Source organism: Parabacteroides goldsteinii (assembly GCF_020091425.1).
Taxonomy (GTDB): Bacteria; Bacteroidota; Bacteroidia; order Bacteroidales; family Tannerellaceae; genus Parabacteroides; species Parabacteroides goldsteinii.
In genome coordinates this window covers 431201-445414 of sequence record NZ_CP081906.1, presented here as the reverse complement: position 1 = coordinate 445414, position 14214 = coordinate 431201, and the positions used below count along the sequence as shown (strand labels likewise).

The following is a 14214-nucleotide window of genomic DNA, read 5'->3' as shown; positions in this document are numbered from 1 at the left end:
TACCGATTTCATTTGCAATGCCGTTTGCCATTTGCCATACATCATTTATTCCTAACAACCAAATAACACGTACCTCTCATCGTACGGCGCGACGGGATCTTATTCTTTTGAAGCAAGCGCCCGAAGTATGTCAACCGTTTAGTACCCAACCTTATGCCACTTTCATCTTGCAGATATTGAAGTATTTCAAGAGCAAAAAGTTCCTCGTATTCCTCGCCCGGCAATGGTGCACGAAAGTTTTGCAGGAACAATTGTTCCTCTATCGGTATCTGCTGGAACACATCATTGTTGCGGGTGGTAGAAGATTCTTCTTCGGACGTAAACCAATAGCGTTCGCCTGCCTTTAAAGCCGAGACTGCCTGCGCATAAAGCTGTTCATAATTAACCGATACGGAATTATCTGCTGTCCCGGTTATCCCGATACAAATAAAACGGCGGCTACCGGTCGGATCGGTCAGCAAGTCATAATTATTACAAGTGGCAATGAAAGAAGCATATCGGTGCAACGCCTGAATGCTCCGTTTATAAGGTTGGCGGGCATTGACCACCGGCTTTTGAAGAACATTCTTCAAAAAACTCTGATACGCAGCACTTACCGAATCGAACTCATCGATATTGATCAATGCAAAACGGGTAAGCAACAACTCAGCATCCCGTTTATTGCTGAAATCGATACTATCCGTATAATACATACGTAGCGAAGGGGGCAGCAGATTCCGACACCAGGTCGATTTACCGCATCCCTGAGGGCCGACCAGTAAAGGTAACGAACTATTGGCATGCAAATGATCCCGCCGGTACCAATGAGCGACCATGCTCAGGAACCAGATATAAAACAAATCGCGCCAGGCTGTATTATCTGTCGGCAACGTATCGGCCAACGTACGGATATGGTCTTTCCCATCCCATGCCGGCAAATGTTCCAGATAATCTTCCAACGGATAGAAAACCGGTACCCTGTCGGAATACACATACCGCTTCACATCACGATCCCAAAGTGCCAATCCTTCAGCCTGTGCATTCAGTCCGATACTGTTCAGAACCGTCTCCGTCACAGGAGCAAAACGGATATAATATGAACCTCTTGCCCGAAACTCTACTTCGCCGGCCAGCATATTCCGCCTGAACTCATAACGCCGTTTCATAAACTCATCCGTCTTTACAGACAATAATTGCTCGGGAGGCATCACCGGTTTCTTTCCAAAATTCTTCGAAAGCTGGTACACCGTATGAATGGTCTCCCGGATCTCCTCTTCAAACAGTTCCAGACGCTGGTATATCCTTGTCCAGCGAACCACATCCTCCTCCGGTATCCCGGACTGGAAACAATTTTCGGCCAGCTTTGTCAGGAAAGGCCTGACCTCTTTTCCGTCATCCAAACCTCCTGTTTTCTCCAATGCATCCAGCATACAAGCATTATAAAAACGGGAAATAATACGGCTACGGTCGAACCCGGGCATCATACGTAAAAGTGGGTCTTCTTCTTTCGATATGATTTCCCGGTATGTCGGTTCGTCCGGCATCTGTGTCGGTTGCTCCTGAACCAACGCAACAGCCGAAAAATTATAGTATAAATCAGGATCGAAGGAATGGCGGCATCCCCGCTCCAAAGAGGGAGTCTTTATCTCTATATCACATTGCAGCTGAGCCTGATAATAGGCTACAGCGCGCCGGTAGGCTACCGCATGAAACAATTCCGCCTGCTCCCTGTCCCGTGGCAATGTTCTGTCAGGCAAAACAAACGGTACCAATATTTTTACACTTTTTCCGCTGGAACCGGTAAAAGCAGCCAGTGTTTGAGGGGCTTGCGATGCCAATTCTCTTATTCTCGCCACCTCTTCCTTATTCGCCAGATTTCCGACCTCCACCAGAACCAGTCCGTTATACGACCGGAACTCGACCTTTTTATCTCTTTTCCCGAATAATGCGGAAAAACACAACGCCGGAAGATTCGTTGCATGTATGCTTTTATCACCAGGCATCGAACAAGCCAGGAGCTCCCTGTATTCATTCACCACCTTCCGGTACTCGCCGCTACGCATACCGCATAAAACAACGTGCAACGCCATATTTTTAAAGGTTTTACCCCCATTCTTTGTTTGTGTAATGTACATAGTATATTTTATTTTCACCCCTCTTATGATATGACAAATGGCAAACGCCATTGCAAATAAAAAAGGTATTTGCAATAGTTTAAATTTCTATTATACAATATATTGCAGGACAATATTGCAAATGGCAAATACTTTCCTGAAACTTTATGTACAACCTTATTTCAGCCTCGTAAACTCAATATCGCTCAGCCGATCTTTCAGCTTCGGACTAGGTTTGAAGCCTATCCCCTTCAGTTTAATGGATTCAGCGCGAATTTTAGACGGTTCTTCCACATCGCGATTCGGCTGGGCGGTCACCGAGAAGGTGCCCAGACCGTCGATCGTCACCGTATTGCCTTCTTTCAAGGCTTCCGATATCAAAAGAGTCAGATTTTCGATCATCCCTTTAACATCCCCATACGTGAAAGTACTGGCATCGGCCATTTGTTCTGCCAGCATATCGAGGTTTACATTACCATAACTTACGGTGGTAACCGAATACTTTACCTGCTCTTTGCCGGTAATATTATCATTGATTTTTGTGAGTTTGTACCTTACTGCCATGCGGTTCCCTTTCTTTTAGATTTAATATTACTACTAGTTACTTCAAAGGTTACTACCTTTTATCTCATTGATTACTAGTCAGTAAAACCAAGGTGTACAGGATAATTGAATAAGGTGTACAGGCTGGCCGACCAGGGTGTACAGGATAATCAGCCAGGGTGTACAGGATGATATTACTAAGTCAGGACTAAAGGTATAAAATATAAGGAGACATACAATAGTTTATCCTATATTTTTATCTTCTATTGCCGTTTATGTTAATAACAACACTTCGATTTTTCAAACTAAGACACAATAAACGTCACCTGGAAACCGGGCACAGGCCGTTCAGCCAAACAAAGGTCCCGGCCTTGCCGAACCATCATCTGCCGGGAAAGTGACAAGCCGATACCCGAACCATTCTTTTTGGTTGTAAAGAACGGAACAAAAATCTCCCGCTCGACATCTGCCGGAATAGGCGCACCGTTATTGCTGATCCACAACTCCTTATTCCAACGCACATCCATAGTCGTCGCCCCGGCTTCGCAGGCATTCTTGACCAGATTGATCAACACCTGGCGCAACATATTCTCATCCGTAAACATCGTGACAGCCAAAGGGATGGAAATATGCCACTCCAAATCCGGATAAAGCGTCCGAATTCTTTCCACGAAAGCGGCCAATGGGATCTCCACAAGAACCGGCTCCTGCAACTCTGCCAGTTTCCGGTAACTGTCCACAAACAAGGCAAGCCCCCGGCTGGTCTCATGAATGGCACGGACTCCCTCCTCGTAAACTGTCCCCGCAATCGCAGGATTATCCAAATAGGCCTGGCTGATGCTGGCAATCGGTGTCGTAGCATTCATGATTTCATGGGTGAGCACACGAGTCAGACGCTGCCACGATTCCACTTCGTTGCGGGCAAGCAGCACGCCTATATCCTTACCTGTTTCGTTAAGGGCTTCCTGCAACGCCCGTTCTCCGAAGAACAGACCTTTTACAGGAAGACGGAACGTGAACTCTTCGTTGCGAATCGCCTCACGCATCAGATGCGCCCGGTCTCTCAGCAACACCTGATGACGATAAAACCATCCGAAGAAGACAACAACGACCACCAAAAAAGAGACTATCAGAATCATAGTTTTTTCATTTTAGCATACAACGTCTGCCGGGTAATCCCCAACAGTTCGGCAGCCCGGCTGATGTTGCCGTGGCAACGCTCCACGACCTTATGCACATGTTCCGCCTCGACTTGTTCCAACGAAACCACTTTCCGGCCGGCATCAATCGCATCTTTCAGGACACGGATCAACTCCTGGTTGTCCCAAGGCTTGGTAACAAAGTCTGCCGCTCCCATCTTCAACCCGCGCACCGCCAATTTGATATCAGCGTATGCCGTCACCAGCACCACCGGAATGGCCGGATGCTTCTTATGGATTGCCCGAAGCCAAAGCAAGCCGTCTTGTCCGGAGTTTCCCCCTTGCGTGAAGTTCATGTCGAGCAAAATCACATCCACCTCCTCTTGTGCCAATACCGTAAGAAGCGTGTCGGGAGAAACAAGCGTCAATACTTTATCAAACTCACCGGCCAAACAGATCCTGACTGCCGTAAGAATCGCCGGATTATCATCCACCACCAATATCGTCCTGTAATTCGCCATATCCGATTCGTTTAGATTACCTTCATTTATCAGAGGCAAAGGTACGGAAAAAGGCTGTATGAATATCATACAAACAGGTGTATGATTTTCATACAAACTGCTCTAACCGCGCTTTACATCCATTGCCGAATGCCGGCAACCTTATACATTTGCAACAAATAAAACAATGAACAAAGATGAAATCGTACTTCACTTTTCTCAGCCGCAACAAGCTCTACACGGCTATCCAGTTCTTCGGACTGGCCATCGCATTGGGAGTCGTCCTCCTCTTAACGTTATACGCTAAAACCGAATTCAATATCGGTAACAGACAGCCATACTCCCACCAATTGTATGCCATCGGCTACGGCGATGGCATCGGTATGACGGTCGGTACCGCCCCGGAATTATTCCCTTCCATTCCGGAAATAAAAGAATGGACACGCCTCATCAACAACGAGCTGACAGACTTGACCATAGACAACAACTACTACCAGGTGAACAGCCTTGCCGTCGATTCCAACTTCTTCCGGCTGATGGACTATCCGCTCATCGGATGTGAACGCGACAAGGTACTGAACGGAACAAACGAGGCCATCATCTCCGAACCGTTCGCCCGTAAAGTATTCGGCAATGAAGATCCTATCGGACGCACAATCATGTACCTGAACCAGACACCGCTACGGGTCGTCGGGATTCTCCCGACTTTCGATCCGACAGAACTGTTGAAGCCGGTTGACCTCCTGGTCCCTATCAGATTGGTGGAAAAGACTTATTCCTGGATGGATAACTTCGGTTCAACCCAAACATTTGTCACATTGACAGAAGATGCAATCCCCGGCATCGTCACCCGAAAACTGCTCGACAGCTATAAAAGTTATTGGGATTATTGGAAAGAAGACAACAGCACGAACAACTTTACATGGGGTTCATCACTCACACGCATGGACGAAATATACTTTTCACCCTTGAACCATTACACTCCTTTCCGCAACGGGACACGGAAACAGGTTCAAATCTTATTGGCCATCGCGATGATCTTGCTCCTTTCGGCCGTCTTCAACTACATCAACCTGACCGTGTCGCAAACCGGCAAGCGGGCACATGAGATGGCGACTCGCCGGTTGATGGGCGATTCTGCCGGGCAAATCGTGTTGCGCTACCTCGCCGAGTCGGCAATCTTCACAACCGGGTGCTTCATCGGCGGATGCCTCATCACCGTCATTGCCAAACCCTATTTCGAATACTTGCTCTCTACCCAAATCGCCATGTCGCTTTCTCCCGCAACGGTGGCCTACGCCCTGCTGTTATTAGTTGGAATCACCGGTATATCAGGATTAGTACCGGCACTCATCATTCGCAAATACAGCCCGATAGATATTGTAAAGGGGAACTTCCGCTTGCAGAACAAGCAACTATTCAGCCGCCTGTTCATCATCGTGCAGAACGTGATCAGCACGTTCCTCATTACGTTGGGACTGACAATGGCCGTCCAAATACACTACCTTGCTACCCTGCCGACCGGTTATAATACCGATCTGGTCTTTGTACGGGCCTGGGATTTAGGACCGACCTACGACAAACAAGCCATCCTCCAGAAACGTTTGCAGGCATTGCCCCAGGTGGCAGAAGTGGCGTTGGCACGGAAACTGCCTTTCGTCAGCGGCCACGATGGCGTACGCCAGCCGGACGAAGAGGGAATGTCATGGCTCCACCTCTCGGATGTAGACAGCACTGCATTCCGGATGTTGGGCTTCGAAGTGACGGAACGCTGGTCGGACCCGCTACCCGGCATGGTTTGGGTAACGGAAGAGACCTGCCGCCGTTATAACCTTTCGGCCGACAACCCCCATTTCGGAAAGAACGGTGACGAGGGCGGCTACCGGTATAACGTCTGTGGTGTTATCCGTGATTACCGTTCACTCATGCCGTTAAACACTCCGACACCCGATTCGCACGGAGCGGTCGGAGTGATGGACCCGCAAGGCTATGTGATCAGCCAAGTCGTCCGGACCCAAGGTAACCGGTCGGAAGCTTTGGCCGCCATCCGCCATACCTGTCGGGAAGTGTCCAAAGAGGTGATCGGGATGCCGAAAGACCTGGAAGCCGATTATATAGATGATTATCTGGACAAAGATTTGACACACGAGAAGAACATCGTGATGCTCGTCCTTTGCTTCATGGTCATCTCCATCCTCATCTCTGCCATGGGATTGTTTGCCATGTCGATAAGCTACACCGAACAGCAAAGCAAGCGGATTGCTTTGTGCAAAGTGATGGGAGCCGAAACAAGCGGTGCGGTATGGGAACTTTCCAAACGATTCATGATGCTCTCGTTGCTTGCCGCCTGCTTCGCCCTGCCCATCAGTTTGAAAGCGGTTCAAATCAGTTTGGAGTCATTCTATAACCGCATCGCCTTCCCGTGGCACCTCATAGCCGCGGCTGTTTTGGCAACCATAGTTATCGCTTTCGTGTCAATCATCAGTCAAACTTTGAAAGTCGCCCGCCGCAACCCTATAAAAAGCATCCGGACGGAATAAAAGCAACAGTATATAACAGGTAACATCATTATAAAAAACGAAACGAGTCATGATTAAAATAAAGAATCTCAGCAAAAGCTTCCGGACGGAAGAAATAGAAACCATCGCACTCAACGGCGTAAGCATGGAAGTGAAAAAGGGCGAGTTCGTCGCCATCATGGGTCCAAGCGGATGCGGCAAATCGACCTTGCTGCATATTCTCGGTCTGCTGGACAACCCGGACGAAGGCAGCTACCTGTTGGATGGGGAAGAAATGGGACACTTGAAAGAGAAAGACCGAACCCGTTACCGCAAAGGACGTATCGGGTTCGTCTTCCAGAGTTTCAACCTCATCGACGAGCTGACGGTGGAAGAAAACATAGACCTCCAACTGAAATATCTTGGCGTACCTAAAGCCGAACGCAAACAGCAGGTACTTGACATCCTGCGCAAAGTACGCCTCAGCCAACGCGCCAAACATTACCCGCAACAACTCTCCGGAGGCCAACAGCAACGAGTAGCCATCGCCCGCGCCGTGGTAGGCAAACCTAAATTGATTTTGGCCGACGAGCCGACCGGCAACCTCGACTCCAAGAACAGTCTCGAAATAATGAAACTGCTCAGTCAGTTGAATGCCGAAGGAACGACTATCGTCATGGTGACACACTCACAGCACGATGCCACATACGCCGACTACATCATCAATCTTTTTGACGGACAAATTGTCAATGAGTTGGATGGAATACTTTGATGCCTATAACATTCTCTCAATGTCATATAGGATTATTCCCCAATTTCGTCTGCTATCTGCAACAAACGGCAGGACATGTCGCTTCATTCCCGGATTACCAACGATTATCATGAATTCTGTCCTCTATCCGAATTTCTTTCTGTTTACAGATATGTGCGTTTTCGGCCGGATAACCGATAGCAAGATAACAGGTAAACTCATATCCATCGGGGGCTTTAACCAGTTGTTTTACATGTTCCGGTTCGTTGCCGATGGGAATACGGAAAGCACATGCCAATCCTTCTGCCGTTGCTGCCAACAGCATATTTTCAACGGCAGCCCACGCCGAAGCGAAATAGTTGAGCGAACTTTGGTCGGCAGGTTGACACAGAGGATAATCCTTTTGCCGGAAAAACGGCAGAACAAGGCAATTGCTCTGCATAAGCATACGTTGCTGCTTGGGCAACGCATCGGTAAACATGGCGTGCTCATCTTTGTCCATCACACCGGCAGCAGCGTTAAGTCCTGTCTGCTGAATATTTTTAGTGTTTTGTGCCACAGGCGATACGAGTCGGGCAATATTCTCTTGTCCTCTCACCACAACAAATTCAAACTGACGCAAATGGTCATTGGTAGGAGCTTTAAATGCAGCCGACAATACCTTCTTCAATACTTCGTCCGTAACTTCTTTATCAGAAAAATCCCGGATAGTTCTTCTTTTCTCTAATATTTGATAGAAATCCATAACAATACATTTTATTGGTTATACTTATCGTTTCCGGCAACAAAGTTATCCGGCTTTCTTGTTACATATTTGTGATATTGTTTCGTATACTTGTCGTATATTTGCATTCGGATCATTTTAAGCATACCTTTATGGAAGATACTGCTATTCCTTACGAATTGCCCGAGGTGGAAAATCATTCGTTTTTCTTTATAGACCAACGGGTAGAAACGGGTCTCGAGGCCAAATTGCATCAACATGATGCATGGGAATTGTATTATGTTGTCCACGGGTATGGTAACCGGATGGCAGGCGACACTTTACAACCCTTTGAAGCTGGCGATGTGGCATTGATACCTCCGTCCATGCTCCACCGCTGGGAGTATACGCCGGATTCAGCGGACGAAGAAGGCCATGTCCGTTATCTGATGGTAGCTTTCAGTCATTCACTGGTAGAACGGTGCATGCAGGTATTTCCCGAACTGCGCAACCATCTGAAAAACATTACATTTCCAGTCAATGCACTGAAGTTCGGTTCCGAAAGTTCACGAACCATCCGCCGGATATTATCACGGATGAACAACCTGGACGAGTTGGGACGCTTGTGCGAAATGTTCCGTCTGCTTCCGGTCATTTTCAAATCGTCCGATCATACGTTTGTAGGCAGGCCGATGCGCATCGAACGGGATGTACGTCGTATGCAGCAAATATGTAGCTATGTGATGGCTCACTACGTCCACACTATTTCGTTGGATGATATTGCCGCCGAAGTAGGTATGAACCGCTCTGCTTTCTGTTCTTACTTTAAGCGTTGTAAAGGAATAACTTTTTCGCAGTATGTAACTCAATACCGTTTAAATACAGCCTGCAAACTTTTGAAACATTCACAGAAGCAAGTATCCGAAATATGTTTCACGGTAGGATTCAATGATTTACCTCACTTTGTCCGGGTTTTCACAAATAATATAGGAGTCTCTCCCAGCAGGTACAGAAAACAATTTCAATAATTATCTTATATCGTTTTCCCTTTTGTCTGTTATCTTCATTTGTCTTCACAACTGATTGGACTTGCTTGTGCCGAAGCATTTGTCGGGGGAGTCAAAAACGAAGGCTGCGGGATTCATATCCGACAGCCTTCCACATTAACCCTTAACTTTAATCAACTGGATTACCAGGAAATTCGTTCCGGCAGTTTCAACATAATAATACGTTAGTAACCGGAATTCTGTTTCAGGTTCGGATTCTTATCCATGCTGTCCTGCGGGATCGGCAGATAACGGTTCTTGGCAGCAAACTCACGGTTTTCAATCAGGTCCTTGCCTGTTACGACGGCACGTTTATAAGGATCTGTCTCGTTGTAATCGATTGTACCGACGATACGGTTTAACGGGCCGTTCAATAATGTTTCGGCCAACATCTTTCCTGCGGCATCTTTCCAACGCAGAATATCTGCACGACGCAAGCCTTCACCCGCCAATTCAATGCAGCGCTCACGACGAATCAGCTCACGCAATGTTTCTTTCGTGCTGTATCTGGCTCTGTCCACAACAGGCATGCCGGCACGGGTACGGATCTGATCCAGATAATCATACACCTGGGCGGAAGGGCCGTTCAATTCATTCTCAGCTTCGGCATACGACAACAAAACTTCGGCATACCGGAACACGATCACACAAGTTCCGGTACTCCACATATTGGGATACTGGTCGATGGGGTCCAGATATTTCGCCCAAGTCAGACTGGATTTCGAAGCATTGTCGGTGTAGGTGGGATAGTTCTTATTATCCGACTTATCCGCCAGTGTTTTATCCAGCGTGTTCAGCACCGAACCTCTCCAGTCCTGTCCCGGATAAAGAATACTCATCGCCATACGGGGATCGCGGTTGGCAAACGGATGGGCCGCATCATACAGGTTCGACTCTTCCTTCGTTTTACCGTCTGTCATTTCATACATATCCACCAGGTTCTGGGTGGGGACGATAGAGGACCAACCGCCGTCTACATTATTATACATCTGGCCGATAACTCCCAAACCGAATGTATTAGGGATACGCTGGTCGGCAATGATCACCTCTTTCGAATCTGTGCCAGTGAGCTTGAACAAATTGGAATAATCGGGTTCCAGTTCATACTGCTTCAGGTCAATGATGGCCTGGGCAGCCTCTTTAGCCTTCTGCCATTCTCCATAATACAAAGCCTCACGCATTTTTATTGCCAGTACACCGCCTTTGCCGATGCGTCCGCGGGCAGCCGGTGTCGTATTAATACCCGTCAAAGCATCTTCCAGGTCTTTGGCTATCTGCTGACGAACTTCTTCTTCGGTATTACGGGGCACCTGGGCTTCTTCGGCTGACTGATAAGAGCCGATGATAGGCACGCCGCCATACCACCAGTTCATCTGGAAGTATTTATAAGCACGAATCGCTTTCGCCTGTGCAACCAGGTCATTCTTTGTTGCTTCCGACTTGAATGTTACATTGTCGATATTCTCCAGCACGGTGTTACAACGGCGGATAGTCGTGAAGCTATAAAATGAACTGCCGGGGTTGGAGCTTGACAAAGAACCGTCACCCCAGGGGCGCCAACCTTCCCACGGAAAGTTGTTGTAAGCAATATCTGAACCACAATCGAGATAGAGAATGGCGGTCGGATCCCACAGACCGTTATAACATCCCACCACGAAACTTTCAGCATCCGTTTCGGTCTTCCAGGTGGTGGAAGGAGACAATGCATCATGTGGAGCCGTATCCAGAAAGTCCGAGCAGGATGTAGATAAAAACGCTGCTCCGGCCATTAAATATATTGATAATCGTTTCATAAAATTCAACTTATATTAGATAGTCATTAATAGTTTAGAACGTAACATTTACTCCGAATGAATGGGTAGTAGACAAAGGATAGCTTGACAAACGGGTGCTGACTGTCTCCGGGTCTACATTCAACGGCATAGAATCGAATGTCAGCAGGTTCTCAGCCGAATAATAAATCCTCAGGCTTTGAATACCGGCTTTTTCTATCAGGCTTTTCGGGAAGGTGTAGCCTAACTGTGCAGTCTTCAGACGCAGATAGCTCGTATTCATGATCCAGAAGTCAGACATGACAACAGATGCTTCACTCGGTGACTTACGGGCTTCTGCTACACGGGGCATACTTGCTCCTTTATTTTCGGGTGTCCATGAGTCCAGCCAGGCTGTTGAAGGGTGGCCGGCGCTGCCGGAAAATTCACCGAAGGCTTCTTTGGTATAAGCGAAACCGACGTTTGCCGCACCGGTAAAGTTCAGCGTCAGGTCGAAGTTCTTATAAGCACCGTTCAGGTTCAGACCGAATGTCATCACCGGATCTTTTGTCTTATAGAGTTCACGGTCTTCGGCTGTGATCTTACCGTCATTGTTGGTATCGACATACTTCAGGTCACCCCCTTTAAATTTCAGGCCGAACGGATATCCGTCCTGACCGGCATATTTATCCATCCAGGCTTGTGCCTCTTCGTCCGACTGGAAGAAACCGTCTGTTCTGTACACGAACCAGGAATTAATAGGAGAACCGACCTGACGCATGAAGTCGCCATCAGACATACGGTTAACACCTCCCAGGTTTTCTATCTTATTCTTGTTATAGGCAAAGTTGCCGACTACACCGAACTTCCAGTCACCCCATTGGTTAGTGTAGCCCAACTGCATTTCGACACCTCGGTTACGCATGGCACCTACATTATCTTTATAAGCACCCAGCGCAAATTCCGTCGGTACCGGAACTTCCATGATGATATCGGTTGTCTTGCGATCGTAGTAATCGAAAGTAAAGCTGATCTTATTATTGATCATTGCATCTATCCCGATACCCCATGTCGTTGACTTTTCCCACGAAAGGTCTGCTATTTTATAATTACTCTGATAATAACCGGTCGTCAACGCACTTCCGAAAGGATAGTTGGCACCCAGGTTATACGTATTCAACCAGGGATAAAAGTCACCGCCTGTCGGTGTCCCGTCGCTCAAAGCATCCTGGTTACCAAGCATACCCCATGATCCGCGAAGTTTCAGGCTATTCAACCAATTCCTCGTATTTTCCATGAAGCTCTCTTCGCTGATACGCCATGCTGCGGAGAAGGAAGGGAAATATCCCCAACGGTGTCCGGGGGCGAAACGGGAAGAAGCATCCGAACGGAAGTTTGCTTCCAGCAGGTATTTACCGGCATAGTCGTAGTTTACACGACCGAAATAAGAAAGCATATTCAATTTGCGGGTAAAACCTTCGTTGGTTTGGGTAGCCGTAGCACCGGCATTCATATCATCCAGTTCGTTATTCGGGAAGTTTTCGCGGTATTCCTTGTTGTAACGCACATCATATTTCTCGGCATGATATCCCAACATCACTTTCAAACCGTGATTACCGAATGTCTTGTCATAGTTCAGCAAAGCATCGAAATTGTAACGTGACCAGTTGGTGAAACGTTCTTCCAGGCTGTTCGGACGACTGGCCTGTGCCGGGTCGGTATCCAATTTCATAACGAATGCCTTGAAGTGCTGGTCGTCATTTACATACGAACCGGACACTGTTGCCTTCAGTCCGTCTATGATCTGGTAGTCGACTGCAAGAGAACCGGTAAAGTTCTGGTTGTATTTGTCCACAGTCTGTCCGGAGTCCAGCCAGGCGATAGGGTTACCGTCATTTGTTGCACCATATGTTCCATCCTCATTATAAACCGGAATCATCGGGCTCAGAATATTCAGCTGGCGGATAATCTGGTCCGACCAACCGCCGCCATAATTGGAGTTGGGGTCTTTATAGTCGTTCTTTATATATGACATATTCAAGCGAACCGTCAGTTTCTTCGTGATATTCATATCCAGGTTCGTACGGCCGTTGAATTGTTTACGTTCCGAGTTAGGAAGAATACCGGTTTGTCCCAGATAACCGACAGAAGCCATATATTTCGTATTCTCGGTACCTCCGCTGATATTTACATTGTGTTTATGCAATACACCGGTTTGGTAAGCGGCATCATTCCAGTCTGTGTTCGGATGTCCGTATGGGTCGGAGCCATCCTGAAACAGGCGGATGTCTTCATCACTATAGCGGTGAGGCTGTCCGTTATCATCGTCGATCCGGTTATACAGCATCGCATATTCGGCCGAACTGACGCGGTCTATTACAGCAGTCGGGCTTGAGACCCCGATATATCCGTTGTAAGTAATACGCGGAGCACCGGTCTTACCACGTTTGGTCGTTATCAGAATAACTCCGTTGGAGGCTTTCGAACCGTAGATGGCGGCAGAGGAGGCATCCTTCAGGACAGAGATACTTTCGATGTCGTTCGGGTCGATACTGTCCATCGAACCGCTCTCGATCCCGTCGATCAGGATGTAGGGAGATGCGTTATTCAACGTTCCGACACCACGGATACGGATATTACTTCCATCTTCACCGGGACGGCCTTCACCGGCTGTGATCGTCACACCCGGCATCAATCCCTGCAAACCGGAGGATACATTCGAAATCGGTCGGCTTGTCAGTTCTTCGCTTGCCACAGAGGCTACGGCTCCGGACAGGTTGGCTTTCTGCTGGGTACCGTATCCTACCACCACGACTTCGTCCAGCTTTTGCGTATCTTCAGCCAGAGTAATTTTAAGAGTCGATTGTCCTGTGTACTTAATTTCTTGTGTCAGATAGCCGATGAAAGAGATCTGGATCACATCCCCGGCTTTTACATCCAGTACGAAGTTACCATCCATGTCGGTGACAGTACCGTTCGTTGTTCCTTTTACGACAATAGAGGCACCGGCAACAGGGCCGAAATCGTCGTTAACTGTTCCTTTTAAACTCTTTTGTTGCTGAGAAATGTCAACTTTGGATGTTGCCGTACTGTCGGAAGCATGTGCTGTCCCTCCGGAGCACAATGTGGCTGACAACAACAAAAGGCCGACTGGTCTTACGATTTTCAACATAACAATTGCTTTTTGTTT

The 14214-nt window shown here is 47.7% G+C and carries 10 protein-coding genes; 3 read left to right on the top strand and 7 right to left on the bottom strand.

From position 1 onward, the window contains the following. Positions 1 to 41: 41 nt before the first annotated feature. The 4 genes from K6V26_RS02740 to K6V26_RS02725 form a co-directional block, all read right to left on the bottom strand. Positions 42 to 2114 (bottom strand): BT4734/BF3469 family protein, encoded by a 2073-nt coding sequence (locus tag K6V26_RS02740; RefSeq protein ID WP_007653603.1) that lies wholly within the window; start codon positions 2112 to 2114, stop codon positions 42 to 44. Positions 2115 to 2270: 156 nt separating this feature from the next. Next, positions 2271 to 2657, bottom strand: a complete 387-nt coding sequence (locus tag K6V26_RS02735; protein ID WP_010800245.1) for an HU family DNA-binding protein — start codon at positions 2655 to 2657, stop codon at positions 2271 to 2273. A gap of 284 nt (positions 2658 to 2941) precedes the next feature. After that, positions 2942 to 3775, bottom strand: a complete 834-nt coding sequence (locus tag K6V26_RS02730) for a sensor histidine kinase (protein ID WP_224264541.1) — start codon at positions 3773 to 3775, stop codon at positions 2942 to 2944. Beyond that, the gene (locus tag K6V26_RS02725; RefSeq protein ID WP_007653607.1) at positions 3772 to 4296 is read right to left on the bottom strand and encodes a response regulator; all 525 of its coding nucleotides are present in this window, start codon (positions 4294 to 4296) and stop codon (positions 3772 to 3774) included. The genes K6V26_RS02730 and K6V26_RS02725 overlap by 4 nt, the downstream gene beginning before the upstream one ends. Positions 4297 to 4472: 176 nt before the next feature. On the opposite strand from K6V26_RS02725, the gene K6V26_RS02720 reads away from it, so the two are divergent. Together K6V26_RS02720 and K6V26_RS02715 are read left to right on the top strand one after the other, a co-directional pair. Further along, a complete protein-coding gene (locus tag K6V26_RS02720) occupies positions 4473 to 6815 on the top strand; it encodes an ABC transporter permease (protein ID WP_195586037.1) in 2343 nt (780 codons plus the stop codon). 49 nt (positions 6816 to 6864) lie between these two features. After that, positions 6865 to 7545, top strand: a complete 681-nt coding sequence (locus K6V26_RS02715) for an ABC transporter ATP-binding protein (RefSeq protein WP_007653611.1) — start codon at positions 6865 to 6867, stop codon at positions 7543 to 7545. A gap of 94 nt (positions 7546 to 7639) precedes the next feature. Here K6V26_RS02715 and K6V26_RS02710 read toward each other — a convergent pair whose 3' ends face one another. Then, complete coding sequence (locus K6V26_RS02710; protein ID WP_010800248.1) at positions 7640 to 8269, bottom strand: nitroreductase family protein; 630 nt, start codon at positions 8267 to 8269, stop codon at positions 7640 to 7642. 131 nt (positions 8270 to 8400) lie between these two features. Between K6V26_RS02710 and K6V26_RS02705 the strand changes: the two genes are divergently transcribed. Beyond that, complete coding sequence (locus tag K6V26_RS02705) at positions 8401 to 9255, top strand: AraC family transcriptional regulator (protein WP_224264540.1); 855 nt, start codon at positions 8401 to 8403, stop codon at positions 9253 to 9255. A 203-nt stretch (positions 9256 to 9458) separates the two neighbouring features. Here the strand turns inward: K6V26_RS02705 and K6V26_RS02700 are convergent, their stop codons facing one another. Both K6V26_RS02700 and K6V26_RS02695 read right to left on the bottom strand, forming a co-directional pair. Continuing rightward, on the bottom strand, positions 9459 to 11066 hold the full coding sequence (locus K6V26_RS02700) for a RagB/SusD family nutrient uptake outer membrane protein (protein WP_010800250.1): 1608 nt from the start codon (positions 11064 to 11066) through the stop codon (positions 9459 to 9461). Between the two features lie 34 nt (positions 11067 to 11100). Then, positions 11101 to 14196 carry a SusC/RagA family TonB-linked outer membrane protein gene (locus K6V26_RS02695; protein WP_224264539.1) on the bottom strand — a complete coding sequence of 1032 codons (3096 nt, stop codon included), beginning with the start codon at positions 14194 to 14196 and terminating at the stop codon, positions 11101 to 11103. Positions 14197 to 14214 lie beyond the last annotated feature (18 nt).